Genomic DNA, 26,807 nt, shown 5'->3' on the forward strand with positions numbered 1-26,807 from the left:
CCGCTGAGGGCCGGGTCGGCTGCCATGGCATCGCGGTGTTCGCTGGCAGCCTGGGATGGGTGTCGGTCATGGTGACGTTCTGCCTTCGCCGCTGACCCGCCGGCTGCGCTGCGTCCGGGTGATGAGTGCCTGGGCGAGGCTGGCGGTTTCGTCGCTGACCTCGGTGTCTATCTCGTCGAGGTGGCGGGCGAGTTGGCGTTGCAGGTCGCGGATCGCGGCGGGGTCGTCGAGTGTGGCGTGGACGCGCATCGCGGCTTGGTAGAGGGTCTCCACGTACGGGCTGTGGCTGATCGCGGTGGTGAGTACGGCGAGTGCCTCGTCGGGGGCGTCGGTCAGGGCGTTGGCCAGGGCGAGTGCGGCGTCGACGGCCTGCCGGCCGACGGCCTCCCGGTACGGCTCGATCCATTCGTAGCCCTTGCCGTCGGCGAGTGGGCCCTGGTAGGCCTGTACGGCGCGGCGCAGGGCGGTGACGCGCTCGACGCCGGTGGTCGCGGTGTTCGCCTCGGCGAGGGCGTCGCTCATACGCCAGAGATCGACGCTGACCGTGTCGCGGTGCAGGATGTATCGCCGGTCCGGGTGGGACAGGTAGGTGGCGGGGCCACCGGTGCGTTTGAGGACGCGGCGCAGGTTGTAGACGTAGGTGTGCAGCCGGTGTGGCGCTCTGCTGGTGCTCGCCTCGGGTAGAAGGTCCTCCAGGATCGCCTCCTGGCTGGCGGTGCCGCCGCGCGCGGCCAGGTAGACGAGGAGTTCCAGCGCCTTGCCGCGTAGGGGCTCGGTGGGATCGAGGTCGATGATGCGCGGCTGACCGAGCAGCTGCACCTCGACGTGTCCGGGTGTGCCCCCAGCCGCAGCGTCGGCGATGTCCGCCGCTTCCGCTGGTTGTTGGCGGTTGTGATCGCTGGTGATGCTGCTGCCGTCGTCGGTGGTTGACGGGCTGGCGCTGCCGCTGCTGACGTCATCGGTTACGGGCAGACGGCCGGTGGTGGCGCGGGATGCGGGGGCGGGTGTGGGATCCGGTTCGGCTGGGGCCGGTGTCGACGCAGGTGGGGTCTTTTCGTCGTTGGGGGTCCTGCTCTGGTCGTCTTGCGGGCTGGTGGTGTCGGTGGGCTCGTTTCTGGCTGAGGGTGGCTGTTCGGCGGGTGCCGGTGGTTGTGGTTCGCCGTTGTGGGATTCGGCGAGGATCCGCAGCAGACTGGCGGCTTCGGTGGGGTCAATGACGCTGAGCCGGCCGATGTCGGCGGGGTGGGCGCCGTGCCGGCGGGCGCCGCCGTCGGCGGGGCTGGTGGTGCCGTCCTCGGCGACGACGACGGTGTCACCGTCTGGCCAGGCGCCGAGCAGGATGCCGTGGATGTCCAGGCGCTGGCCTTGGGTGAGCAGTGCGGCGATGCGGGCGCGTTCGTGGGCGGCGGTGGTGTCGGTGATCAGCAGCATCGGTGGCAGGGGTTCGGCCATGGGATCTGCTTCACGCAGCGCCGAGACGGTGTCGGCTTCGCCCTCGAAACACGCTCGGCTGCGGTGCAGCGTGTGTTCTTCCAGCAGCGCGAGGGCGTCGGTGAGCCCGCCGGTGACGGTGAGGCGTGGGGTGTCGGGCACGGTGACGGCAGCGGCGCCGAGCAGGGTGGCCAGGGTGCCGGAGGGGATGACGACGTGGCTGCGGGCGTCGGGCTCGTCCAGGCCGCCGGCGGCGAGCGCCGCGGTGAGGAAGCCGCGGGCGGCGGCCTCCGCGCCGGGTCCGGACAGGCCCAACCCGGCCGGTGGCCACACCTGGATCAGCGGGTTGGACAGCGCCGGCGTCACCGGTCCGAGGGCGTCATTGTCCTGCGCTGGCTGGTCGTCGGGGTCGTGCTCTTCCTCGTCCGGGCCTGTGTCGACTTGGCCGACCGGGTGGCTGATGGTGGGCGTCGTATGGGCGGGACGGCGCAGGGCACGCCGGATGCGGGTGACCACGTCGGGCATCGGCTCGACGGTGGGGTCGTCCAGGCGTAGGTGCGGCTTGGGTGGGCGTGGGATGTAGCGGCGGCGGCGGTGTGCCCAGACCAGGGCGACGGCGGCCAGCAGCGCCGCGACGAGTCCCGCGTCGAGCCAGCTACCGCCGTCGAGGGCCACCCCCGGCGTGCTCGGTGCCGGCGTCGGCTGCTCCCGCTGGTGCGGTGATGCGCTGGGGGTAGGCGATCCGGTCGGCGTGGCCGACGCTGAGCTGGGAGATGCGGGCGGCAGCGCTGGTGGGACAGGGTCGCTGACGCCGTCATCTGTCGCGGGCGGTGATGCCGCGCTGCCGCTCGGGCTCGGAGTCACGGTCGTCGTTCCCGCCGGTGTCGGCTGCGGTTGGGCAGGGGCGGCCGGTGCAGGGACTTCCGGTTGTGCTGTCGCCGGCGGCTGTGCCTGCGGTTGCGGCGACGGTTTGGATGGGGCCGGTGGGGTGGCTGGTCGGGCGCGGGCCGGTGGGGTGGCGTCGTCGGGCAGCTCCAGCCGCCAGCCGGGGTAGATCAGGTGAGGGCTGGTGAAGGTGCCGCCGACGGTGTCGAAGTGGGTGCCGCGGTTCAAGGCCCAGATCTCCGGCCAGCGGTTGGCGTCGCCGAGCCACTCCTGGGCGATCTCGGAGAGGGTGTCCCCGCGCTTGACCACGCAGGTGTAGCTCTGACCGGAGGCGACCAGGGTCACCTGACCCGTCACCTGCCGGCCGCCCGCGACGCTCTGGTCGGCTGCCCGGCTGTCGGTCAGCTGCGGGGACACCTGCGATTGCAGGCTCACCGTCGTGGCGTTGGCAGGTGCTGGTTGAACGGACGCCGACGGGTGGCGGTGGTTGTCGGGGTGCAGGGCGGCGGTCGCGGCCGGGCCGTGTCCGATAGCGGCGGCGGGTGTGCCCAGCGGTGGCGAGGCTTGGGCGGCGGTGGCCAGCACACCGCCGGTGACGGCGGCGACCAGGAGCGCGGCGAGACCGCGGGCGGGGGCGATCGCCTTGGGCTGCGGCAGCCGGATGCCGGCGAGGACTTCGACGATTTCCGCGGCCAGCGACCAGACGAACGCGGCCCAGGCCAGCCACAGCAGGCAGACCAGGGCGTTGCCGAGCATCTCGTCGGTCAGCGGTGAGGCCAGTGCGCCGCCGATCTGCTGCCAGGTGGGCAGGTGGTGTGGCAGGGGCCAGCCGATGTGGCGCACCAGCGCGTAGGGGACCCCGGCGGTCAACGACATCAGCACCGCGAGGCCGGCCAGACGGCGGGCTGCGGAGGTGAGGAAGGCGATCACTGGGCGACTCCCGCGAGTGGGAAGAGAACTGTCTTTTCGGTGGTCAGGTGGGTGCGGTGACACCGGTCAACGGAGTGGCGGTGGCGGTCACCGACACCGGCAGAGCCGTGACGCCGACCAGGTGCAGCAGCTGCGTGGGCCGGGTCACGCTGATGCTCACCGTGACCGTGGTGCTCGACGCGCTGGCCTGACCAGGCACGCCGGCTTGGCTGAGGAACACGCGCGCCGCGGCGGCGGCGCGGGCCGGTTCGAGTTGGAGCACTCCGCGGGTCCGGTACGTGGCGAGGTCGATCTCGCGGGCGCCGGCTCGCGCGGCGCCCTGGGCGAGGTCCAGGAGCCGGACCTTCTCGGACATGCCCACGCCCAGGTCGAGCACGAGCCCGGCGAGGACGAGCACGATGAGGACACCGACGACGGTCCACGGCGTGATCTGGCCGCGCTCGTCGCGACGCAGCCGTGCGAGGTGTCGCAGCAGCCGAGTCATGACGTGGAGCCGATGTAAGTGTCGACCGGTTGGCGGGCGGTGGCGGTGATCGCCAGCGAGCCGGGCAGGCCCAGTCCGATCAGGTCCCGAAGGCTCACCACGCATTCCACGGTCGCGGCGACCTGGCCACCGGGGGCCATCGCCGCGGTGTCCACGGTGACAGTGTGGGATTGACAGGTGATCCCGCGTCCCCGCAGGGTCGCCGCGGCGCCGTCGCGTCCGCTGACGGCGGCGGCGGCCGGTGTTCGGGTCAGCGATGCCTGCCGGGCCGCCGCCGCGGCGGCGGAGTGGACGTCGCTGTCGGCGGTGACCAGCCGCAGGCACGCCACGATGGCGAGCGCGGCCAGGATCATCAGCGGCACGTAGGCCAGCACCATTTCGGTGCTCACCGAGCCGGCGTCGCCGTTCAGCGAGGCTGTCCGCCCGCCGCGACGGGCCGGGTTCGATGATTGCGGTGAGCCGGTCATCGCGTCATTCCTGTCGGCAGTCGCTGTGACGGCAGGAGGGTGTCGGTGTCGGGGCGGAACCGTTCGACCGGCGCGCTCACCGCCGCGTCCACCCCGAAGCTCAGAAACGGCACCACCTGTAGGGCGGTTCCGCTTATCTGGACGGTGGCCGTGTCTGGCGTCCGGGTCACCATCACCTGCCGGTCGTTGACCAGGTTGCCCGCGACCTGCTCCAACACGGTGTTGGCGTCGGTATGACCGGCCGCCGAGGTGCCGCCGGAGACCCGGGTTGTCTGCAGGGCGTGGTTGGCGGCGTGCTGCACCGCGAGTTGGGCAACGCCCCACATCGCGAACTGCACCCCGAGCAGGATGAACAGCATCAGCAGCGGGGCGTAGAGGACCACCTCGGTGGTGGCCGATCCCCGGTCGTCTCCGGTGCGGTGTCGTCTGGTCCGGTAGGTCATGGCCGTCGGCTACAGGTCGATGCTGCTGATCTTGGAGATGATCTTGCTTTGGAAGATGGCGTAGACGCCGGCGACGAGAACGGCCAGCAGGGCGATCCACAGCACCTTCTCCGTTGTCTCGGATCCTCGGTCTCCGGAGTCGCGCAGGCGGCGCATCCGGTCGGTCAGGGTGAGTCTGGCCAGGGTCAGCAGGGTTAGCACTCTGGGCACGGCGCACACTCCTCGTGCGGGTCGCATGGGTTACAGGGCGTCGACGGCGGCGACGGCGGGGTAGATGAGGAAGAGCATGTAGGCGATCGCGAGGAGCATCACGGGCATCGACATCCGCTCGGTGGCGCTGTTGGCTTTCGCTTCCAGGGCGTGGGCCTGGTGGGCGCGAAGGGTCGCGGCGCGGATGCCGAGGGAGGTGCGGATGCGGGCGCCTTCGGCGCCGGCGAGGCTCATCGTCGCGGCGAGTTCGCGCAGTTCGCTGACGCCGGTTTCCTGGCCTAGCTGGTCCAGGGACTGCCACGGGGGGATGCGTAGGAGGCGGGCGGTGGCCACGGCGCGGTGCAGCCGGTTCGCGGCCCAGCCGTTGGTGTCGGCGCAGGCGTCGTCGAGGGCCTGTTCCAGGCCGGCGCCGCCGGCCAGGGAGATGACGACGAGGTCGAGCACGGCTGAGAGGGCGTAGCGCAGTTCGTCGCGGCGGCGTTGCGCCTCGGCGTGCATGGTCGTTTCGGCCAGCCACCACCCGCCGGCCGCCCCAGCCAGGGACGCCCACAGCGGTACCTCGACGGCGAAGCTGGTGCCGCCCGCGGCGAGTAGCGCGATGACGAGCGGTGGGAGCAGCAGCCCGGCCAGGATGGCCAGGCTCTGGTCGGCCAGGTACACGGCGGCGGGACGCTCCAGCACCGTCAGGTCCGCCCGCATCCGGGCCCGGGGCAGGCCGAGCGCCCGTAGCGGGGTCGACAGGATGCGGGTGCGCCACGGCATCGCGTCAGCCGGCTTGGTGGGCGGGCGGTGGAGGCGCTCGAGTACCTGCGCCAGCGGCGGGCGGGCGGGGAACAGGCCGGTGGCGGCCAGGCACACCCCGGTGCCGGCCACGACACCCGCGATCAGGACCAGGATGTTCATGCCGGTGTCCGCTCGGCGGTGTTGGCGAGCACGCGGGGTGGTTGCGGGATGCGGGAGGCGCGGGTCAGCCACCAGAATCCGCCGGCGAACAGCCCACCGAGCAGCAGCAGGACCAGTTGTCCGGTGAGGCTCATGTACGGGGCGAGGAAGCCGCGGTTGAGCACGACGAGACCGGTGATCATGGCCACGCAGGTGCCGGTGATGACGCGTGCCGCCGTGCGGGTCGTGGCGCGCGCGGTCGTGACCCGCATCCGGATCTGCGCCTGCTCGCGGGCGGTCGCGGCCAGGCTGGTGAGGCGTTCGGTGAGCTGACCGCCGTGGTGGCCGGCGGCCTGCCGCAGCGCCCGGACCACCAGGTCCGCTGTCGGGTCGGCCAGCTCGTCGGCGAACCTGTTCAGCGCGTCAGGCAGCCGCACACCGGAGCGGACGGCGTCGGCGAGCTGTTGAACGGGGACGCGGATCGGTTGCGGGGTGACCGTGGCGGTGGCGGTGATCGCCTGCTCCAGCCCGGCGGCGGAGGACAGGGTGTCGCGCAGCAGCTCCGCCCAGGTCGCGATGGCCTCGATGCGGGCCAGGGTGCGGTGGTGTTCCCGGTCCGGTCCCAACACCCCGGGCAGGGTCCACACTGCGGCGGCGGTCAGCAGGGCCGCGACCGGCCAGCGGGTCGCCACCGCGGCGGCGAAGCCCGCGCCGACGGCCACCAGGGCACGGACGCGGTCGACAGACGTCCACGCCCGACGCAGCCGGGCACCACGGGGTGGACCGGGTGGGCGGTGGCGAGCACCGTCGATGATCATGACCAGGCCGGCGGCGCAGCCCATCCCCAGCAGGATCGCGACCACGGCTACCACCGGTCCTTGTCCAGCAGGGTCGGGTCCAGGCCGGCGGCGATGAGCAGGTCGAGGGTGTCGGCGCGCATCGGCGCCGCCGCCGTGGCGCGCCCGTCCGGGCGCGGTCGGTAGATCTCGTTGCTGGGTACCTGGGTGCCGTCGGTTTCCAGGACCTGCCGGATGGAAGACACCACCCGGGTTCCGTCACTGGCGGTGGACAGGTGGATGACGAAGTCGACGGCCTGGCCGATCAGCATGTTCGCCGCGTCGAACGGGTACCGCTCCGGGGCCTGCATCACGTAGGTCGCCAGCCGGGTCAGGGCCTGTTTGGAGGAACTGGCGTGCAGGGTGCACATGGAGCCGTCGTTGCCCTGCGACATCGCCATCAGCATCGGCACCGCCTCGGCGCCCCGCGACTCCCCGACGATGACCCGGTCAGGGCGCATCCGCAGCCCCCACCGCACCATCGTGGCCATGTCGATCCCGCCGACGCCCTCCAGATTCGGCTCCCGCTGCTGCAGCGCGGTGGTGTTCGGGTGCGCCTCGACGTCCTCGTCCAGACCGAGTTCGTAGGCGTCCTCGACGGTGACGATGCGCTCCATCGGGCTCATCGCCGCGGCGGCGGCCCGTAACAGGGTGGTCTTGCCCGCCCCGGTGCCCCCGGAGATGATCAGATTCTGGCGGGCGCGGACCATCGCCGAGATCAGATCCCGCAGCCCGAAGGTGAGTTCGCCCCGCTGAACCAGGTCATCCAGGGTGACCTTGCGCAACACGTTGCGGCGGATCGACAGACTCGGCCGCTTGGCCACCGCCATCACCGCGAAGAGCCGCTGCCCTCCCGGCAACCGCAGCGACAGCCCCGGCGAACCTCGATCGAAACGGCGCTCCTCCTGGCCGCTGCGGGCCGCGGCGACCCGAACCAGCTCGATCAGATCCTCATCGGAGGCGGCCACCGGCGCGACCCGCCGCACCCGGCCGTCGGTCAAGCGGACGAACACGTTGTCGCAACCGTTGACGAAGATGTCCTCGATGTACGGGTCGTCGACCAGGCGCTGCAGCGCGCCCAGGCCGGTGAAGCTGTCCCGCAACGTGCGGGCGACCGCCGCCTCGACCTGCGGCGTCAACGGTGCCCGACCGGCGGCGATGTCCGCCTGCGCATGCAGGGCCAACTCCTCGGCGATGTAGCCGGCGATCACCGCGTCCCGCTCGGCCACCGACAGACCCGCGCCGGCCACGCTCAGCCGGTCGCTGACGCGCGAACGAAGCCGGGCGACAACCTCCGGTGGAGCGGCGGCACCTCCCGGCGCCGCGCGCGTCGATGCAGCCCGCGCGGTGGGGGCGATTGGGGCGGTCACCGGGGCACCGCCTCGGTGTCGGGGCGGCGCGGCGCGCGTTGATGCAACGTGGCGGCCAAGTCCCGCAACGCCCGCACCAGCGCGGTCCGCTGCCAGGTCCGCCCAATGAAACGCCCGCCCAACACTCCGGCGCCGCGCGGGTCGTGCGGCAGCTCCGCCCATACCGGCACGGCCAGGCGCGCCACGATCTCCGTCGCCGAGTACAGACCCTTGCCGGACAGCACCAACCCGAGCCGGCCACCGTCGGTCAGATCCCGCAGCCCGGCCAGGCGGGCATCGAGATGATCCAGGTACTCCGTCTCCGGCGTCACCACGACAACCACGACGTCCGCCGAGGCGACCAGCTCCGTGGCCGGGCTCCCCGGATACAACCTGCCGACGTCGGCGACGACCACGGCGGCGACGTGACGAAGCGCCGTGTCCAGATGCCGGCTCAGCAGAGCGACCGACCCGCCGGTGACCTCCGCCGACCCCGGTGCCACCACCGCATCAACCTCGACCGGCAACCGCTGCACATGCTCGGCCACCGTCCCGGACACCCCACCGTGACGCGCCGCCGCCGCCAATGACGCCAACCCCGGCTGCTGCGACAGGCCGAACCGGGCAGCGATCACCCCACCGGAGGCATCCGCCTCCACCAACACCGCACCCGGCCACGGCCAGCCCGCCGCCAGCCCCACCGCGACCGTGGACACCCCCGGAGCACCGGAAGCCGACACACACGCAACCAACATCGCCGTTCACCCCTCCGGACCGAGCTGCACCAGCGACACATCCCCCGCCGCGGCGGCGACCGCCTCCGCCACGTCAGCGGCCAGTAGTAGCGTCACCACCTGATCGCCGGCCTGATCGCCACCCGCTTGCGCAGACACCACGCTTGCCACACCCCGCCGCACCCCGGACGACCCGGCCTGGGTCCCGCTCGCCTGCGGTTGCGGCGCCGGCTGGCCCACCTGCGGCACCACCAGCACCAGCACCCGGGCCCCCGCCGCCAACCCGCTCGGGGCCCGACCCGGCGCGACCGGCACGGCGATCACCGCCTGCCCAGCCGGCGGCCACGCCAGCGGCCCCACCTGCCCGGCCGTCAACAAGGTGCCCGCCGCCAACGGCACCGCCGCCCTCGCGCCGATCACCCGTCCCCGCTGGTCAGCTGGCACCAACGCCAACCCAGAGGCGTTCGCCACCCGCACCACCTCGACATCGGCGTCGCCGATCACCTGTCCGGCCGCTACCGGCCGGATGACCGTCAAAAACGACGAGGCCCGGTGCCGACGCAGGTCGACCTGCCAGAACGTCACCACGGTCAGCAGCACCAGCAACGCCCCGGCCACCACCCGCCGGCCGTTACGCTGCCCCGGCCGCAGCGCCCGCCCGGCGCCGCCCGCCGGCCCCGCCTGGCGCGCCGCCGTGGCCACCGTTCGCCGACCAGACAGGTCGACGCTCATCGCTGCCCCGCGACGATCGCCTGGGACTGCGCCACCGGCACCAACACCGATGAGGTCGTCGTCAACGGCGCCACCGTGCCGCTGCGCCCACCGCCAGACCACGACACCGCCCAGGTCACGGTGGCCCGCAACCGGAACACGTGCCCCGGAGCGCCGGCCGAACTCATCCGGTAGGTGTGACCGCACGACGACGCCGCCCCCGGATCCATACCCGGCCGCCACGGCGTCCCCCGGCCCTGACACACCACGCCGGCCGAACCGTCCCCAGGACTCCACACCACCCGGGTCGGCGTCGCGGTCGCGGTCACCGACAGCCCTGGCACCGATGCCGTCGCCCGACGCGGCCCCCACGCGGCCGGATCGACCCACAGCCACACCGGCACCTGCACCAACACCGCCGCCGAGGCCGGGTTGCGGCGGATCACCGGCGAGGGCAGGCGCAGCCGGGACACCGCCTCGCGTGCCAACGCCTCCGCGCCGGCCTGCCCTTGCTCCAGCCACACCGCCGGGCTCGTCGACACCCCGTTGTCCTGCAGACAGACTCGCTGGTACCAGGCACCCTGACCCGCACCCGGCGGTGATGGCGCCTGCTCGGTCAACCGCTCATACCGGCACGGCGCGTCACCGCCGGCACGTCCCGATCCGGAACCGGTCGTCTCCTGCCCGGCACCGTCGGCATCTACCGGCGTACCTGGAGTTCCCACGCCCACCTGGCAGCCCGAGGCGTGCGGCGTAGCGTCACAGTCGACGCGGCCCCAGCCGTCCCCAGCCAGTGCTGGGGCCCCGGCAAGGCCCACCCCGATGAGGGCGATCAGCAGGCCGAGGGCGACCCGCGTGCCCCTCTTGGTCAGCATGTGCCCACCTCTTGGATGGCGAATCTGATGACCTTCCAGCCCTCGGCTCCGGTGCCGGCCACCGTGGCTTCGGTCGACCGGCGCCCGCCCGGTTCGTCGTCGGCCAGTTCGCCAGTCGCCTTGTAGGTCAGGAAGTTGCTGCCATCCAGGCAGTCGCGGATCCGCACGGTGGCGGGTTGATCTGCCGGAGAGGCATCGGCGACCCTGGGGCTGGAGCCGTACTCGCCCTTGATGACCTCCCCATCACGTCTGAGGGCGGCCAATCCCTGCCGCAACGTCGTCAGCGCTTGCCCGCTCGCGTACCGAGGCAGGTCAGGCTCATCGGCGTTCGCGGCCAATCCTGCTGTCGCATACGCCTGCCACATCCCCCGGTATGCCTGCAGCGCCTGTTCCTCCGCCATCGCACGCGCGTCCGGCACTGGTGCGGACACCGACAGCGTCGGGTCCGGCGCGGAGCGGCCGTCGTCGCTTCCACACCCGGCGGCGGCGAGCAGTAACGACGCCACCATGAGAACGAGCGGTCGATGCCATGGCCGCAGCCTGACGGCCTCGCGTTGCTGGCCCGGCATGGCCGCCGAGACCTCGAAGCTCACACTCCCGGCGGCTTGACGCCGCCCCCGCACGATCCAGACCATCGAGACACCTCCGTGAAGTTACGCATTCCCGGTCCTATATTCACTCCTACACCCGACCCCCGCGATTACCGCAACGTGATCACCTATCGGTAGTCACCAACTTCCGGGCCCGTCCCGGAGCCGCCGGATGCGGATGCATCTACCCAAAACGAACGGTCGGGCGCCGGAAGTCCCGAGTCGATGAGGATCGGTAGAGTTCTGCCGGATTACCTGCGAGAAACACGAGACGCTGTCGACGAGGCGCGGCGGGCAGCAGCGGACGCCGCCTCGACTGAAGGGGCGCCCTCCACCGTCACACCTACCTTTGTCCACTACTGATCACGGCCAGCCGTCGCGGCTTGGATCGACGGCGCGATTACCTGAGTCGTCCGCCCATTGCCGCGCCGATCCCTATGGTTGCCGCAAGGAGCGGTTGGCTAGAACTCCATGCGCCCCATGGCCCGGTAGTACTGCCTGGTGTCCCATACCGCCAAGACGCGGAAGCGGGTTCCGTCCCGCACGCTGGTTGCGAGGTTCGTCCACCGGCCGGCGTTCACCGTCGACCAGTAGTTGCAGGCGTTTGTTCTGTCGATGAAGATGACGCATGCGATGTACGACCGGTCCGACTGGGGCCAGCTCATCCCTAGGATCTGAATATCGCTGCACTGACTCGTGGTGCGCCAGACCGGCGACATGGAATCACTGTCGATACTCTCCGCCAACGTCGCCGAGTAGGGCGAGGCCCTACACGCAGCGGCCCGAGCCGACGTTCCCGTGGCGGCTACAACGACCCCCGCCACGGCCACCAAGACCGCAACCACAACGGCGAACAATGAGTTTCGGCTTCGCATGGCGATGTCCCTCCTCTCCGGCTTGAGTTCCAGCTTTCGGACAGCAACGGCCTACGCGGGCATTCCCACGAGACCAACGAAAGGCCGACTCAAGCCACATCTACCGGCTGTCTCCACCTCACGCTATGCAGCGTCGCTGCGTGGGACTAGTTGACATGCGTTGCCACTACTTGACCCGACGAGGCCGGATCTTCGACACGGATGCGGCATCGGACTCGTCAGGCGTTAACGGCACCCCCGTCTGCGACCGGCGTGGGTGGCGATGCAGGGAGCCGGCCGCCGATTCACCATTCACGGTATTCGACACCGCAGCGAGCGCGTCAAGTGGTGTCATCTAGGCGCAACCGCTGCACGGTCGTACACTCGCCGCACAGCCAAGCTTGGGGAGGGGGAGGCGGGTGCGGGATTTCTCAACCGCCTATATCGCATTCAGAATCTGCGGTTATCGGTGGACTCTAGAGATCTTGACGGCCTTGGAGAGTGAGCCGATGCGGTTCACGGACCTTCTGCAGACGATCCAACCGAGACCGAGCCCGAAATCGTTGCACGAAGCGCTCCAACGCCTCCAGGTGGAACAACTCGTGGGCCGTGCGAAAGATCGGGGCCGCTACCAGCTGAGCTCGGCGGGCCGACAGCTGCTACCGCTGCTGGGGGCCTTCATCCATGACCTGGACCAGTGGGACGCGGCCCACCGCAACGCCCCCACCACGCCGGGATGACTGCCCCGGCCCCATGAATCGGCTCCTGGCAACTCAGATCGTGGCGTGCGCGGTGCTCGGCGCCGCCGCCGGCGCTCTGGCGCCCCGGGTGGTGCACCGCTGGGCCGTCCCCGAGGCATCCGCGCCACTGGTCCGTCGGCATCTCTATGACCCGCCGATCCGTCGAGGGATGCCGGGTCGGTTCACCCTGGGCGGTCGTCGTGGCCACGGCGCAAGGGGTGGCCCCCCGTGGACGTTGTTCAGCTGCCTGCTCGCGGTGACGTCCGCCGCGCTGGCGTGGCGGCCACCGCCAGGGACCGTGCGCGACATGCTGATGCTTGCCGCTTGGCTCGTGCTGAGCGGCGTCGGGGTGATGTTGGCCGCCATCGACGTCCTCGTCCGACGGCTACCCACGCCACTGATCGCCAGGACTGCCGTGGTGGTGCTGACCCTCCTGAGCACAGCGGCCTGCGTGACCGACGATCCCCGACTGGTACTCGACGCGCTGATCGCCGGCGCGGCTGTCGCCAGCGGCTATGGCTTGCTCTCCCTCACAAGCCGCGGCGGCATCGGAATGGGCGACGTTCGCCTCGCGGGCCTACTCGGTCTGGGCCTAGGCACGATCGGTTGGCCCGCCGTGTTGCTCGGAGCGATGTTGCCGTACGTCCTGGCCGTGCCTCAAGCCCTCCTACATCTGAGCGAGCGCCACAGTCGCGGGCCCGGTCGGCTCGCGTTTGGACCGTACCTCGTCGGCGGCGCCCTACTGACCCGGTTCCTCCTCGCACCATGACACCTCACCGGGACGGTGAGTGGCCGCCAGCCGACGTACGCCAACGCGGCTACGTCACGGCGCCCGCCGTCCACCACCGGGACGCCGAGCGCCCGTCTCACACCCCTACTCGACGACGTAGCCGTACGGATCACGCGGCACCGCCGCTTCCAGGGACCCAGCGCGCCACGCGAAGCCCAACCAATCCACAACCAAGGCCGAGCCGGTTACGACAATGGCCGGCCAAATGCCATCCTGTCTATGCGCCACCCACAGGTATGAAGGAGGCGTCATGGGAGATATGAACGCCCTACGTAGGGCCAGGACCATGGATCCTCTCCAGGCCATGAACCTGTTGCTGAATTTCATCGACACCGACGACGAAGGGGTCCGCCTCTTCCTTCGAGTCGCCACGCAGACCGTCGAGGCGGCCCTATCCCAGACGCGGCAGGCCGAAACCTGCGCCGAAGAGCAGCGACGCATCGCCTGCCGCGCCTCGAATGAGGTAACCAAGCTGGAAGCACAAGCAAACGAACTCCGGACCTTCCTCAGGATCGAACGAGATCGATGTCAAACCCTGGAGGCGGCAGCCGTGCAGAGCACCCAGCGACAGGCTGCGCCGGGGCCGCCGGCCGACGAACTGGATCGGCTGCGCAATGAGCTCACCCGCCTGACCGGCGAGTTGGTTCACGTCCGCGCCGACCGGGACCTGTACGGCCAACTGGTCGACGCGGCCGAGGAGGAACGCGACACGGCCATCCGCCGCCTCGGCCGGGCACTGGGACGGCTATGCGAGTTGGAACCCGATGCAGCCGACCCAGAGCCCGAGGAGTACCTGACACCGGCAACCTTCGCCGAGATCGTCGATCAGGCCGCCGCTACCTATCCCCTGCTCGCCTTCACCCTCGACCCCGCACACGCCGCCCGCCTCGATGACCACCCCAAGGCGCCGGCCTGGCGACGACGTACCGTCAGCGCCCTGGCCACCCTCGCCGCCTACACCGAGGCGAAAGCCGCAGTCCGACGAGGCGAGCGTCAACCCGGCGGCGACCTCAGCGACCCCATCGCGTTCACCCGCCACGGCGGCCCCGGCGTGCACCTCTCGGCCGCGTCGATCGCACTCGGAGAAAGCCGCAGCGTCACCGAATTCGACAAGTTCGCCAGCGCACGCGTCTTCCCCACCCCACTAGACGTCAACCCTGCCGGGCAGGCCGCCATGTACGCCCACATCCGCATCGGCACAGGCCAACACCCCGCCCCCCGCCTGCACTTCCTCGACGACACCGCAGGCAGCGGACGCCTCGTCATCGGCTACCTCGGCACTCACCTGCCCAGCAAACGAACCACCTAGCCAGCTCCGACTCCAGAATGGCCAAGCAGCCGCCGGCTCCGTGGCTGGTCGCGAGGAGTGACCCCGCCTGGCATCGGCCCCCGGGACCACGACCAGACCGGCCAATCTGGCGTTGCTGACCCTCAGTCCCACCCGATGACGGCAGCCCACAGCAGCGGACCTGGCCGCCGAGACGATCCTGCCCCGACTCGCCGACTCCCTGCGCGACGTGTCGCGCCCACGCGACCAGGTCGCCAGCGAGGTCGAGAGGATGTTGATGCGCACAGGTCCTGACCTCGATGCCCGGCATCGGGGTCAGGACCGGCGCCCCGGATCCTGCTCGAAGTCGGCGACGCCTCCGCCTTTGCCAGCTCCGGGCACCTGGCCGCCTACGCCGGCCTCGCCCCCGTCACCCGACGCTCCGGCAGCTCGATCCGCGGCGAACACCCACCCAAGGGCGGCAACAAGCAGTTGAAACGCGGTTACAGTTTCATACGCGGATTGAACAGGGCAAACAGCGTTCAACCGCTGGCCAGGGCCCCTTCGGTCCAGGCATCCTACCGTGCGCGAGAAGCTCACCCTCGCCGCCGTCCGCGGCGCCATCGCCGGCGTCGTTCGCGCCATCATCACCTGGGTGCTCGAACATTGATCTCGACGCTGGTCGGGCCCGCTCACCGCGGGCCCGGCTGGCGGCTCTAGCGAGGGGCCCGGGGAATACCGCACGTTCGAATACATGCCTTCCCCCAGTAGCCAACCGCACGACCTGATTCCGGCAAACAGGCACGACCCGGTCCGGCGCGTCTGATGATCGCGTGTGGGAGCAGGTAGAAGATCCCCGCCGTCGGCGGGCCGGTCGACGGCCGCTCCCTCACCGTGCCACTTACCCTGTCGAGCCAACGCGTTTCCTCCTCCTTGGCAGGATGCCAAGCCAGGAGGTGTCCGGTCTCAGGACGCCGTGTCGCTAGTCGTCAATGGTCAGGCGTTGTGCGTCAACGACGCCCCCCGGCACTTCTGAGATTGTCGATGGCAAGCGATAGCGAGACATCCCAGTCGGTCTCCCGCCAATGCCATTCAGCAACGCTGGGACCTCGCAAATCATGGCCGCCATCGCGTCGGGACGGGTCGCCCAGGACGAGGAGGTGCAGATAGGCGGGCTGGTCCGAGCTTCCAGTTCGCCCTCACAAGGCGCGCGGGCCGCGGCGACGTTTTCCGCATTCTTATCGAAAGGTTCCTACCCATGCAAGCACTGACTGAGCAACGATCCAGCCGGCACCCTTTGATGCGCCGAATCCGGGACGCCGGAATCGCCCTGACCGTAGGTCTCGGCGCACTGCTCGTGCCCGCATCCGCCGCTCAGGCCGATGACTACGTCGAGAGTTGTAGAGACCTCTCCAACGGGACGATATGCGTCTCCTATAACTTCACGTCAAGGACCGCTGCGGCATTCTTCCAGAACGGATACCCCTACAACTACGAGAGGGTAACCCTCCAGCTTCTCGCTGGTTCGAGTGGACCCGTCCTGTCATCTGCGACGAGAGATTTGACACCTAACGAATGGATGGCTGTGTTGCGGGAGAATCGCAACGCCGGTACCTATTGTGGCCGCACGGCCATGGGCACTATCTGCCACACGTTCTAAATGTAGTTGGTGGGTCGAGGGGTGGATGAGTCATCCGCCCCTCAGCCCGCCGGCCGCGATAAGCGCGAGTCAGCCGTGGCCCGGGGTCGCCGTGCCGCTGGACGACGACGGGCTCCCGCCCGAGCGGCTGGATGAAACCTGGCTGTGGCACGAGTACGGCTCCGAGCTGATCAACGTCGACACGGCCGGGGTGTACGAGCTGGAGTCGGTCGCGGGCAGCGGCCGGCCTTGGTTGTACTTGTGGGCCCCGTCCGGTCGAGGCTAGGCGGGCACCGCCCACTCTTCCGACGCCCGTCGATGCTTCGTTACGCGTCCGCTGCGGTGCCGTTACACCCGTCCACAAGGTTGATGCTCCCGTACCCCCAACGCCTCGGGAGCACCCGTGTCCGATCGTCGACGCCGTATCCGGCTCACCCTCACCACCGTCGCCGCGACCGCGGCGATGGCCGCGTCCGTCCTCGTCGCAGGTCCCGCAGCCGCCGCGCCGCCCGGCATCCCGTCCAAGGCGACCGCGCAGTCGAACCTCAACGCCCTGACCGTCGCCACCGAAGGATCCACCAGCGGCTACAACCGGGACCTGTTCCCGCACTGGACCACCGTTTCGGGCGCCTGCAACACCCGGGAGACGGTCCTGCGACGCGACGGCAGCGGCGTGAGCGTCGACAGTGCCTGCTACCCGACCTCCGGCAGCTGGTACAGCCCGTATGACGGCGCCACCTGGAGCAACCCGGCGGACGTCGACATCGACCACATTGTGCCGCTGGCCGAGGCGTGGCGTTCCGGCGCCAACTCGTGGACGACAGCGAGGCGGCAGTCCTTTGCGAACGACCTTTCGGGTCCTCAGCTCATCGCCGTGACCGACGATGTGAACCAAAGCAAGGGTGACCAGGATCCGTCCACGTGGATGCCGTCCCGGACCGCCTACCGCTGCACGTACGCCAAGATGTGGGTCGCCACGAAGTACAACTGGGGTCTGCGGTTGCAGTCGGCGGAGAAGTCCGCGTTGCAGGGGATGCTCAACACCTGCTCGTCCTGAGCATCGGGAGGGCGGGCGCCTGTTCGCTTGGCAACTGTCGCCTGCCTGACAGAAGATGAGTAGACCTCACCTGTTCGTCTGTGAGTACCCCCGCCCACACGGTGAGTGAACCCGGGACTCAAGTCCCGACCCGTCACCCATAGACCCGACAGACAGTTGCGCACGAAAATAGCTACTTGGAAGTTGCAACATGCCGGGGACGAAAACGTGTCGGGGCCCCGCTGGATGCGGGGCCCCGACGTGGGGTCGGCTACTGCTTGCCGCGGATCTCTGGGATGAGGAATGCGGCGAGCCGTAGCAGGTGAGCGATGGTCCTGGCCGCTTGGGCAGGGCCATCGCGCCCACCTGACTGCAAGATCTCTGCGGTCAGGTCAAGCGCGGTGGCTGTCGTTGCGGCCGTCTCCCTCCATGCCGACACCGGCCGGTTGGCCGGTGTAGAGGGAGGTTCCTTGTCGGACGGCTCCGCGCCGTCACTTCTTTCGATTGCGGGTTCCCTTCGGCCTAGAAGTTTCGGGGCAGGTCGGGTCCGCCCCGCTATCGATCTCCCCAACGCGCGAGCGGCCGAATGGAAACTGGCTCATCTTGCCGAGTTAGGCCGAGGGGTGGCTATATCCGACTTGTCGCTATTGGCGTGCACGAAGGAGCGCACAGCCGCTGTCCGTCGCGCTCCCCTGCGCAACCGGCCGACCCGGGTCAGCCGGTCGTTCCAACTGTCGAGACGCGACGGTCGAACGGCCCACACGCCTGGAGGCGGCACCTGAACGAGCGTTCCGTGATCACGACACCACCAACCGGTGTCACCCGGCTCAGCCGCGAGCCACCATCGGGATCATGACCGCCATCACCCTGCAACGCGGCAGATGCATCACCTGCGCCACCCCGATGACTGGCTTGGTCCGCGTAACCCGGCGACCGCGCCAGCAACGAGACATCCTCGAACGCTTCCCCGACCCGCCAGCGGACCTGAACACCAGCGATCGTGACGTCCGCTGGTACGTCGACCCCTGCCTGTGCCCGATCGAAACGGTCGAGGCGTGGGACGCCGTCATCGACGCCAGGTGACTGCGGCCGATGGGACGCAGCCATGACCAGCGAACCAGTCCACGTTCCGCAAGCTGTTTTCGGTGGTGACGAGTTCTGGCGGCGCCTCGACCGGCTCGCCGACGAGCGCGGCCACCGAGGGCATACCCGCGGGCTGGTCGGCGAAAGCCAACCTGACAACCGGTACCGGCTCTACTGCGACCGCTGCGACGTCGCGATCGTGGAGATGGCCGTCGACCGGTGACCGTTGGACCTCCCCCATGTCCGTCGCCGGCCGTACCCTCAACTCGTGCACATCGACGATCCGCACGTCCTGCCACCAGATGAGGCGGACCGGCACCTGACGATCAGCTGCCCCTGCGGGGCCACCAGCGAGTCGGCGCAACGCCGGGACGGCTCAACAGCCTGGCTGACCATCCACCGCCGATGGGACGGCCGCGACGCGTGGGAGTCTCGGCCGTGAGCAGCGAGCCGGCCTACGCCGGCTTCCCTGAATGCAGCCCGCGCTGTATTTTCTACCCGTGGCCAAGCTGCGGACCCCTGAGGCCGCCGAACCCCTGATCTGGGCTGAGATCTACGCCCATCGTGAGCAGGTCATCCCCAATGACGGGCACGCGCTCGTCGTGGACGACATCCTCGCCTGCTGGCTGGACCCGTCCATCACCTCGGTGCGGCGCCACGAGCGCGGCCTGCGCGAGTACATCGACCGCTACTGCCGGATGGTCGAGGGACACGCAGGTACCACTGGCGAGCTGACCACCGCCTGGCGTGTCCATATCAACGCCTTGGCCGGCGACGTGGACCCGCCGATCAGCCGCCGCTACCACACCGATGATCTCGCCACGAGAGCCGGCGTTTCTCCCGGCACCATCCGTGGCTACCGCAGGCGACAGCAGATGCCGCCCCAGGACGGCACTGTGATCCAGAAGGGTCACGCACGCCCGTACTGGCGACCGCAGACGGTGGACCGGTGGCTGGAAAGCCGACCCGGGTCAGGCCGGCGGCGTACCCTAGCCGTCCTCATCGACGGCGGCGAGGGCTACGGCCCCTACGAGGTGTCCGCCCGCCCACAGTCCGCGCCCTTCGGTACCTGGGCCGTGGGTATCAGAAAGGCCGACAAGCTCGACTGGAAAGGCTTGGTCACCGCGGACTGCGATGAGCCGGAACCGGTCATCGCGATGGTGGTGTCGTGGGCCGCCGAGTTGACCAGCGACCCCAAGCCCTACCTGACCGCCGGCCAGGACCTGATCGTGCAGCACCTGAGCACTCTCGACATCGCCGGGCTCGGACAGGTCACCGGACAGATCGACTCGACTGTCCGTGCCGCCGGCCCCTTGATCGCCGAGCTGCGCAAGGACTCCTACGGATTGCGGCGCTGGTGCCAGGACCACACCGGGTACGGCACCACACCGTGGCAACTCGATAACCTCTAGACGCCGCCGATGCCTGACCGGAAATCCCCATGGCAGTCGCAGGGGTAGCCGGGTCGCCGCCACGGCAGTCGGCGGCACGGTCCGCCACTACTTCGCCGAGGACCGCGACCTGAAGGCACACTTCACCGAACAGGGCTGGCAGTACGAGTACAGCGCCGCCGCTGACGTGCACCACCGGGCACAGCCCGTCCATCGAACAGCCCCGTACCGGCCGCTACGGCACCGCACTGCCGGCCATCCTCGCCGCCGACTTCATCGCCGGAGATGACCTCCTGCTCCTCACTGGCCGATGCCCTCCTGCCACGCGGCGACGACGGATCCGCCCTGGCCGACCTGGCCGCCGCCCGGACCACTGCCGACACACCGGCCGCGCCCGGCCCGCCCGTGATCACGAGCGCGGCCTCGACACGGTGGCCCGCCTCGCCCGCCGGTTCACCTGCCTGATGTGCCACAGCGGCACCAGGCGAGCGCTCGACCTTTGATTGAGGAGCCCAGACTGTCGGGCTTCCCGACCGAGCCGACATCGGCGCCATTCGAACCGGGGACCACCTCCCCGCCGTCGTTGACGCCAGCACCAACCCTGAAGGCTTAACTGCGTCGAGAGCCACGTGAAACGCACCGAGACCATCAAGCAACGACTGCGCGGGTTGCCTCGACGTACTCGGCGAACGAACTCTCACGACTACGTGAAAAACACCGACGCCACAGAATGCTTGCCGGAGCCACTTCAGGCCGGGCCGTGAGGGCGGTCGACATCGCGGCCGCTCGCCTATTAGGTAACAGGCGACTTGACGACATACCCCAACGCACGCGTCGATCAACCCGCGTGCAATCCACAGCCAACGGGCATTTCTAGGTGTCTGTCTCTGAAGGAGAACTGCCAACATGGCGGAAGGATCCATTCTCAAACGCTGCTCGTGCCGTGACGAAAACGGCAAGAAGCTCGGCATACGCTGCCCGCAGCTACGCCGCGCCACTGGCGCATGGAGCGCCACCCACGGTCGGTGGGCCTACCAACTCGAACTCCCCCCACTGCTCGACGGCCCACGCCGCCAGCTACGTCGCAGCGGCTTCGACAGCCGCGACGACGCTGTCGCCGAGTGCGGTCAAGCTAAGGCGCTGATTGATCTCGCCGGCGATGATCAGAAGGTCCGCAGCGAGATTGCGACGATGCTCGTCACGGTCAAACCCGGCTCGCCGCTGCCGGACCCCGAAACCATAAGCAAGCGGATACGAGCCGGACTACCAACCACCGTGACCATGCCCCTGGCCGAATATCTCCGGCAGTGGCACACGTCGCGACGCAAAATCGAGGCAACCACCGCCCTCTCCTACGAATCCCACCTCCGCATCCATCTGATACCCCACCTCGGGCAGATCCCGCTGGACAAGCTGCGGATCGATCACATCGAGGCGATGTTCAACAGCATCGCGGACCGCAACACCGCGATCGAACTCGCTCGGCAGAGCGACGATCGCAAGGTCCGGGACAGCGTCAGAGGCGTTCGCACCATCGGGCCGGCCACGATGCACCGCATCCGCGCGACTCTCCGGAAGGCCCTCAACGACGCCATCACCAGACAGCTGATCGATTTCAACCCAGCCGCTCATGTGGAGTTGCCCTCCGGGCAACGGCCGAAGGCCCGGATCTGGACCGACAAGGCGGTGCAGCGGTGGAAGGAAACCGGACAGCGTCCCAGCCCTGTGATGGTGTGGACGCCGCAGCAAGCCGGCGAGTTCCTCGACTACGCCGAGGACCACGACAGAGCCCTCTACCCCATGTTCGTCCTTATCCTGCACCGCGGGCTGCGGCGAGGCGAAGCCGTCGGTCTGCCCGACACCGCCGTCGACCTGGACACCGCGCTCATCGGCATCTCACAGCAAGTCGCCACCCTCGGCTACACCCCCGTCACGAAGGCCGTCAAGAGTGACGCGGGCAACCGAAACGTCTCACTCGACACCTTCACCCTCGCCGCGCTACGCGGCTATCACGCCCTACGCGCCCGGTGGAAACTCGCCTGCCACGGACCATGGCCCAACACTGGCTTCTTCTTCGTCCAACCCGACGGCCAACCATGGCACCCCGACACGGTCACATACCGCTTCGAACGCCTCGTACGCGACTGCGGACTACCGCCAATCCGGCTGCACGACCTCCGCCACTGCGCGGCCACCTTCCTCAAAGCCGCCGGCGCCGACCTCAAGGACGTCCAGGAACTCCTCGGACACTCCTCAATCACCATCACCGGCGACACCTACACCTCCGTCATCGCCGAACTCGACGTGGAACGCGCCAAGGCCGAACGAGCCGCCGCACTGGTCCCCCGCCGACGACCGAAGGCGGCATAAGCCCGGCCAGGCGCACCCGCGCGCAAGTCACCTCGGGCCAGAACCTGCTTGGGCCGGCGGGCCAGCACCCGCCGGCCCAAGCATCCCGGACGGGTTGCTGAGCGGCCGCGATCAGCGAGACTTCTTCCGGCCGTGACCGGATACCCGATGGGCCCCTCCGGTCCGGCCCAGGGTGCGCGTTCAGTCATGGGCGGCTCGCAGCTGCAAGCTTCAACGCCATGACAGTGCGCCGCAGACCTGAACGAGCAGCAGTCCGCCCGTCTGATGCTGCGCGTCTTCTTCGAGGACCTCTTCCAGACGTACGAGGTTCCGTGAATCGGCTATCGATGAAATTGGACATCGGTGACGTCGCACGACGTGACCCCGCACGACGTGTTTCGGCCGGCGGCCCATAGCAGCGGGGACGCCATGCGCCTCAGCCGCAAGGCACCGCCGAAGTGAGGTCCACTACGGGCCATCGCCGCGGTGCCGGGGCTGCCGTTTCGCGCTGCCCGCAACGGTCCGCGCGCTAGATCGTGTGCCGCTCCTCCAGGATGACCTGGGTGACCTCGGTCCAGCTGTGCACCGCGGTGACGTGCGGCAGGTGTTGCCGGTGGGCGTCCACCTCCGCTTCGTTGGGCTTGAACAGGATGCGGTTGGGCACGGTGTTCATGTGGGACAGCACCTCCAGCCGGTCATCCACGAAGTGGGTAATCCCGTACTGGGCGACGATGGGCGCCTTGTCCTTCCTGCCCAGGCAGAAGTGCACGTTCTCCGGGGGAACGCCTGTCCGCGCGAAGAAGTCGATGTGGTGCAGGAACCGACGCGTCGTCTCCTGAGTCAGCGGGTCGCACTTGGACACCAGGAAAATGCCAGAGCCAAACCGCTGCCGGGACAGCCGGCTCAGCGCCTCGATGACACCTTCGTTGAGGGGCGTGTTCAGGTAGTCCGATCCACTGTCCAGCCATCTCTCGGTTCCCTTGGCGCGGGCGTCGGTGATGACGCCCCCAACATCAACTCCAAGTGCTTCCACCGAAACCCGTCCTCCTTCTGGCAAGATCGCTGCGCCGAAAACCCGGACCTGCCCTGGCACACCTTAGGCGGTCACCTCGCTGACTCGGCGCCGCTCTCGACCACCGCGGCCTCGGCGTGCCCGGCGATTTACCAGCAGACGCGACGCCCGCGATCACAATCCAGGTCACCACCTCGATCCGGGCGTGGGGTGAGTGTTCTACCCGTCCCAGTACACGCGGTACCGGTAGCGGATGACGTGTGATCGGTGGTGGAAGGGCCACCGGCCATCTGGTGGCGGCCACCGAGATGTTCCCCGTCGGCCAGGTCAGCCAAGGCGGTGCAGCCATTCGTTCAATGAGTTGTCGGACTGGTCGCGCTCCCTGGCCGCCGAGCGCCGGCCGGCGAGGCTGCGCCGGGTGGTCAGGAGTTGTGAGTCAGGTGCCGGATGGCCCAGTCGACGAATGCCCGGGTGACTCCGGCGATCATGCCGGTGGTCGCCGCCCAGGCCAGCTTGGTTCGCGGCTTGTTGTCGTGGCCAGGATCGTGTTGTGACATCGAATGCTCCTGTAGTCGAGGAACGCCGAATGATCGGCGCCGGCTTGTTCCACTACCTTCACGGCGATTCGAGGAGATCCACTTCAGGTGCGATGAGTGACGACGGGGATGACCGCCCAGCAGTTGGTAGGGGATGCTGGACGGCGATGAGTGCCGACGAGACAGGACCGCCCGTTCGGCGGCCCCGGCAGATCGAGTTCGTGGAGTTGTCCCCAGGGCCGGCGCGTGAGCTGCGTGATGCCGTCTACGAGCTGTATCTAAGGGCCGATTCGCCGACGTTGGACGACCTGGTCAACCAGATCGCCGCCGACGACGACCTGCCGGGCGCTCCGAAACGCGATGTCATCGGCCGGATCATCGGCGGACGTGAGGTTCCGGCGAAGCAGCAGGACGCGGTCTCCGTGGTCGTCGCGCTCGCCCGTGACGCCGGCCGGGACCCGGCCGTGGCGGCCGACCGTGTTCGCGATCTCTGGGTCGCCGCGAAGATGGCCCCGCCCTGGGGGGCGATGCCTACGCGCCTGGGGATACCGGTAACCGAGTGCAGTCCGTCCGCCTTGGAGGTGCACCGAGCGATCGATGTTGCCGACCACGGCGTCCCGTTGTCGGAACTGCCGTGCTACATCCCCCGCGCACACGACGGCCGGCTAGCGAAGGTCATCGACGCGGTCGCCGGTGAAGCCAGCCGGATGGCCACCTTGGTTGGGGGGTCGTCGACGGGTAAGACCCGCGCCTGCTGGGAAGCCATCCGGCCGTTGGGCACGTCCGGCCGGTGGCGAGTGTGGCATCCGATCAGCCCGTCCCGCTCCGACGCCGCCGCTGAGGCGATCGGCGAGGTCGGCCCGTACACGGTGGTGTGGCTCAACGAAGCCCAGCACTACCTGATCACCACTGACCCGGCGACCGGTGAACGCATCAGCGCCGGGCTGCGCGAGTTGCTGCACGCTCCCGACCGGGGCCCCGTGCTCGTCTTGGCCACCCTGTGGCCGCAGTTCTGGGACGAGCTGACCAGCCGACCCGCGGCAGGCCAGCCCGACCCACACGCGCAGGCACGCGAACTCCTCGAAGGCACGGATATCCAGGTCCCGAACACGTTCGCCGCTACCGACCTGATGGCCCTACGAAATGCCGCCGGCGATGACCCTCGGCTGCGTCATGCCGCCGAGCACGCCGACGCCGGTCGGATCACCCAACACCTCGCCGGTGCGCCCGAGCTGCTGCGCCGCTACCGCAACGCCCCACCCGCCGCCCGGGCCGTCATCGACGTCGCGATCGATGCCCGCCGCCTCGGCCACCCCTTGGCGATCCCCCACACGCTGCTCGAACAAGCCGCACCCGGATACCTGAACGACCACGACTGGGAGCGAGCCGGCGACGAGTGGTTCACACAGGCCCTGGCCTACACCGCCAAACCGTCCAAGGGCGTACCCGGACCGGTAACCCGCATCCGCCCTCGCCCCGGAGACCCACCATCTCTGGATGCGCAACCCACCTACCGGCTGGCCGACTACCTCGAACAGACCGGCCGCACCGAACGCGCCGGCGTGTTTCCGCCCGCCGCCTTCTGGAACGCGGCCGCCTCAACAATCGCCGACCCGGACCTCCTGCAGACCCTTGGACACGAGGCGACCCGACGGGGCCGCTACCGCCGCGCTGTCCAAATGCACCGGCAGGCCGCCGGCCACGGCAACACCGATGCACTGCGGTACCTGGCGAGGCTACGGAAGCAGGCCGGCGACCAGGCAAGGGCGGAAGCCCTGTACCGGCAGGCCGCCGACCATGGCAACACCGACGCGCTACGGGACCTGGCCGAGTTGCGGGAGGAGGCCGGCGACCGAGCCGGGGCGGAGGTCCTGTACCGGCGGGCCGCCGATTGCGGTGACACCGCCGCGCTGTGGGACCTGGCCAGGCTGCGGGAGCGGGCGGGCGACCAGGCCGGGGCGGAAGCCCTGTACCGGCGGGCCGCCGACCGCGGTGACACCGCCGCGCTGCAGTATCTGGCCGGGCTGCGGGAGCGAGCCGATGACCAGGCAGGGGCGGAATCCGTGTACCGGCGGGCCGCCGACCGCGGCAACACCGACGCGCTGTGGCACCTGGCCGGGCTGCGGGAGTGGGCCGGCGATCAGGCCGGCGCGGAGACCGTGTACCGGGAGGCCGCGGACCGCGGCAACACCGATGCGCTGTGGGATCTGACCCGGTTGCGGGAGCGGGCCGGAGACCAGGCTGGGGCGGAGGCCCTGGCCGTGCAGGCGGTCGACTGCGGCCACACCGGGGTGCTGTGGGACCTTGCCAAGCTGCGGTTGCGGGCCGGCGACCAGGCCGGGGCGGAAGCCCTGTACCGGCGGGCCGCCGACCGCGGTGACACCGAGGCGCTGCGGGACCTGGCCATGCTGCGGGAGTGGGCCGGCGACCGAGCCAGGGCGGAGGCCCTGGCCGTGCAGGCCGTCGACCGCGGCAACATCGAGGCGCTGCGGGACCTAGCCGTGCTGCGGTTGCGGGCCGGCGACCAGGCCGGGGCGGAGGCCCGGTACTGGCAAGCCGTCGACCGCGGTGACACCGACGCGCTGCGAGACCTGGCCAGGCTGCGGGAGTGGGCTGGAGACCAGGCCGGGGCGGAGGCCGTGTACCAGCAGGCCGCCGACCGTGGCGACACCGACGCGATGTGGAACCTGGCCAGGCTGAGGGAGCGAGCCGGCGACCAGGCCGGAGCGGAGGTCCTAGCCGTGCAGGCCGTCGATCGCGGCAACACCGAGGCACTACGGAGCCTGGCCAAGCTGCGGGAATGGGCCGGCGACCAGGGTGGAGCCGAGGCCCTGTACCGGCAGGATGCCGACCGTGGCAACACCGAGGCGCTGTGGCACCTGGCCGAGCTGTGGAAACGGGCTGGCGACCAGTCCGGGGCGGATTCCTTGCGGCGATTTGGCCTTGCAGACGACGGCTCCACAGCGCACTCGTTGGACTGAGTTCCCAGTACCAGGTCGCCCGATCTCGGCCCAGCGGACGAGCAGGATCAGTTCGCCGAGGATGTTGACGTCCTCGCGTTTCGCCATGGCATCTCGTCTACATCCTTGGCCCGGGGTCGGTGCCGTCGATCGGGCGGCAGCGCGTGGCGCGCGCAATCATCGGGCTGGTTCCGCGCTAGATGGCCCGGTGCAGATGCATCGCCGAGCACATGATCGAGGGCCACGCTGGCGCACCTCCACGCCGGCTCGACGACGTTGACGCACCGGTTGCCCCGCCACAGCAAGCGCCCACGCTGTCGGTT

26 protein-coding genes and 1 pseudogene are annotated in these 26,807 nt (G+C 69.6%); 12 read left to right on the forward strand and 15 right to left on the reverse strand.

Annotated features, from left to right (window positions below):
• Nucleotides 1-66 precede the first annotated feature (66 nt).
• The 13 genes from ACQEUR_RS18200 to ACQEUR_RS18260 all read right to left on the reverse strand — a co-directional run bounded on the left by ACQEUR_RS18200 (nt 67) and on the right by ACQEUR_RS18260 (nt 11,492).
• Nucleotides 67-3,246, reverse strand: coding sequence for a BTAD domain-containing putative transcriptional regulator (locus ACQEUR_RS18200; RefSeq protein ID WP_433032340.1), 3,180 nt, complete (start codon nt 3,244-3,246; stop codon nt 67-69).
• Nucleotides 3,247-3,289: 43 nt separating this feature from the next.
• On the reverse strand, nt 3,290-3,730 hold the full coding sequence (locus ACQEUR_RS18205; RefSeq protein WP_433032343.1) for a pilus assembly protein TadG-related protein: 441 nt from the start codon (nt 3,728-3,730) through the stop codon (nt 3,290-3,292).
• Nucleotides 3,727-4,107: a hypothetical protein gene (locus ACQEUR_RS18210; protein ID WP_433032473.1), complete on the reverse strand. Its 381-nt coding sequence runs from the start codon at nt 4,105-4,107 to the stop codon at nt 3,727-3,729. The genes ACQEUR_RS18205 and ACQEUR_RS18210 overlap by 4 nt, the downstream gene beginning before the upstream one ends.
• Nucleotides 4,108-4,193: 86 nt before the next feature.
• Nucleotides 4,194-4,640 carry a TadE/TadG family type IV pilus assembly protein gene (locus ACQEUR_RS18215; RefSeq protein ID WP_433032346.1) on the reverse strand — a complete coding sequence of 149 codons (447 nt, stop codon included), beginning with the start codon at nt 4,638-4,640 and terminating at the stop codon, nt 4,194-4,196.
• 9 nt (nt 4,641-4,649) lie between these two features.
• Entirely contained in the window at nt 4,650-4,850 is a 201-nt protein-coding gene (locus ACQEUR_RS18220; RefSeq protein ID WP_433032349.1) for a hypothetical protein, read from the reverse strand.
• Between the two features lie 30 nt (nt 4,851-4,880).
• Nucleotides 4,881-5,753 (reverse strand): type II secretion system F family protein, encoded by an 873-nt coding sequence (locus tag ACQEUR_RS18225; RefSeq protein ID WP_433032352.1) that lies wholly within the window; start codon nt 5,751-5,753, stop codon nt 4,881-4,883.
• Complete coding sequence (locus ACQEUR_RS18230; RefSeq protein ID WP_433032355.1) at nt 5,750-6,595, reverse strand: type II secretion system F family protein; 846 nt, start codon at nt 6,593-6,595, stop codon at nt 5,750-5,752. The genes ACQEUR_RS18225 and ACQEUR_RS18230 overlap by 4 nt, the downstream gene beginning before the upstream one ends.
• Nucleotides 6,596-6,597: 2 nt before the next feature.
• Complete coding sequence (locus tag ACQEUR_RS18235; RefSeq protein WP_433032476.1) at nt 6,598-7,926, reverse strand: CpaF family protein; 1,329 nt, start codon at nt 7,924-7,926, stop codon at nt 6,598-6,600.
• A gap of 8 nt (nt 7,927-7,934) precedes the next feature.
• Entirely contained in the window at nt 7,935-8,672 is a 738-nt protein-coding gene (locus ACQEUR_RS18240; RefSeq protein ID WP_433032358.1) for a hypothetical protein, read from the reverse strand.
• A gap of 6 nt (nt 8,673-8,678) precedes the next feature.
• A complete protein-coding gene (locus ACQEUR_RS18245) occupies nt 8,679-9,272 on the reverse strand; it encodes an SAF domain-containing protein (RefSeq protein ID WP_433032479.1) in 594 nt (197 codons plus the stop codon).
• Nucleotides 9,273-9,379: 107 nt separating this feature from the next.
• A complete protein-coding gene (locus ACQEUR_RS18250; protein WP_433032360.1) occupies nt 9,380-10,237 on the reverse strand; it encodes a hypothetical protein in 858 nt (285 codons plus the stop codon).
• Entirely contained in the window at nt 10,231-10,872 is a 642-nt protein-coding gene (locus ACQEUR_RS18255; protein ID WP_433032363.1) for a hypothetical protein, read from the reverse strand. Before ACQEUR_RS18255 ends, ACQEUR_RS18250 begins: the two co-directional genes overlap by 7 nt.
• Before the next feature lie 416 nt (nt 10,873-11,288).
• The gene (locus ACQEUR_RS18260; protein ID WP_433032365.1) at nt 11,289-11,492 is read right to left on the reverse strand and encodes a hypothetical protein; all 204 of its coding nucleotides are present in this window, start codon (nt 11,490-11,492) and stop codon (nt 11,289-11,291) included.
• A 608-nt stretch (nt 11,493-12,100) separates the two neighbouring features.
• Here ACQEUR_RS18260 and ACQEUR_RS18265 point away from each other — a divergent pair.
• From ACQEUR_RS18265 to ACQEUR_RS18315, 11 genes and pseudogenes are all read left to right on the forward strand, one after another.
• A complete protein-coding gene (locus ACQEUR_RS18265; RefSeq protein WP_433032368.1) occupies nt 12,101-12,421 on the forward strand; it encodes a winged helix-turn-helix transcriptional regulator in 321 nt (106 codons plus the stop codon).
• Nucleotides 12,422-12,728: 307 nt separating this feature from the next.
• Nucleotides 12,729-13,190 carry a prepilin peptidase gene (locus tag ACQEUR_RS18270; protein WP_433032371.1) on the forward strand — a complete coding sequence of 154 codons (462 nt, stop codon included), beginning with the start codon at nt 12,729-12,731 and terminating at the stop codon, nt 13,188-13,190.
• Nucleotides 13,191-13,515: 325 nt separating this feature from the next.
• The gene (locus tag ACQEUR_RS18275) at nt 13,516-14,520 is read left to right on the forward strand and encodes a hypothetical protein (protein ID WP_433032374.1); all 1,005 of its coding nucleotides are present in this window, start codon (nt 13,516-13,518) and stop codon (nt 14,518-14,520) included.
• A gap of 163 nt (nt 14,521-14,683) precedes the next feature.
• Nucleotides 14,684-14,979 (forward strand): annotated as a pseudogene (locus ACQEUR_RS18280) (transposase); the annotation flags it as partial.
• Nucleotides 14,980-16,163: 1,184 nt separating this feature from the next.
• A complete protein-coding gene (locus tag ACQEUR_RS18285; RefSeq protein ID WP_433032376.1) occupies nt 16,164-16,403 on the forward strand; it encodes a hypothetical protein in 240 nt (79 codons plus the stop codon).
• A gap of 177 nt (nt 16,404-16,580) precedes the next feature.
• Nucleotides 16,581-17,174 (forward strand): HNH endonuclease family protein, encoded by a 594-nt coding sequence (locus tag ACQEUR_RS18290; protein WP_433032482.1) that lies wholly within the window; start codon nt 16,581-16,583, stop codon nt 17,172-17,174.
• A gap of 831 nt (nt 17,175-18,005) precedes the next feature.
• On the forward strand, nt 18,006-18,236 hold the full coding sequence (locus tag ACQEUR_RS18295; RefSeq protein ID WP_433032378.1) for a hypothetical protein: 231 nt from the start codon (nt 18,006-18,008) through the stop codon (nt 18,234-18,236).
• A 22-nt stretch (nt 18,237-18,258) separates the two neighbouring features.
• Nucleotides 18,259-18,459, forward strand: a complete 201-nt coding sequence (locus tag ACQEUR_RS18300) for a hypothetical protein (RefSeq protein ID WP_433032381.1) — start codon at nt 18,259-18,261, stop codon at nt 18,457-18,459.
• A gap of 45 nt (nt 18,460-18,504) precedes the next feature.
• The gene (locus ACQEUR_RS18305; RefSeq protein ID WP_433032384.1) at nt 18,505-18,678 is read left to right on the forward strand and encodes a hypothetical protein; all 174 of its coding nucleotides are present in this window, start codon (nt 18,505-18,507) and stop codon (nt 18,676-18,678) included.
• A gap of 58 nt (nt 18,679-18,736) precedes the next feature.
• Nucleotides 18,737-19,648: a helix-turn-helix transcriptional regulator gene (locus tag ACQEUR_RS18310; RefSeq protein ID WP_433032387.1), complete on the forward strand. Its 912-nt coding sequence runs from the start codon at nt 18,737-18,739 to the stop codon at nt 19,646-19,648.
• Nucleotides 19,649-20,533: 885 nt separating this feature from the next.
• On the forward strand, nt 20,534-21,997 hold the full coding sequence (locus ACQEUR_RS18315; protein WP_433032390.1) for a tyrosine-type recombinase/integrase: 1,464 nt from the start codon (nt 20,534-20,536) through the stop codon (nt 21,995-21,997).
• A gap of 508 nt (nt 21,998-22,505) precedes the next feature.
• Here the strand turns inward: ACQEUR_RS18315 and ACQEUR_RS18320 are convergent.
• Nucleotides 22,506-23,009, reverse strand: coding sequence for a hypothetical protein (locus ACQEUR_RS18320; RefSeq protein ID WP_433032393.1), 504 nt, complete (start codon nt 23,007-23,009; stop codon nt 22,506-22,508).
• 401 nt (nt 23,010-23,410) lie between these two features.
• Nucleotides 23,411-23,545 carry a hypothetical protein gene (locus tag ACQEUR_RS18325; protein WP_433032396.1) on the reverse strand — a complete coding sequence of 45 codons (135 nt, stop codon included), beginning with the start codon at nt 23,543-23,545 and terminating at the stop codon, nt 23,411-23,413.
• 146 nt (nt 23,546-23,691) lie between these two features.
• Between ACQEUR_RS18325 and ACQEUR_RS18330 the strand changes: the two genes are divergently transcribed.
• Nucleotides 23,692-26,505, forward strand: coding sequence for a tetratricopeptide repeat protein (locus ACQEUR_RS18330; RefSeq protein ID WP_433032399.1), 2,814 nt, complete (start codon nt 23,692-23,694; stop codon nt 26,503-26,505).
• Nucleotides 26,506-26,807 lie beyond the last annotated feature (302 nt).

Origin of the sequence: Plantactinospora sp. CA-290183 (assembly GCF_050936375.1) — a bacterium.
Classification (GTDB): domain Bacteria; phylum Actinomycetota; class Actinomycetes; order Mycobacteriales; family Micromonosporaceae; genus Plantactinospora.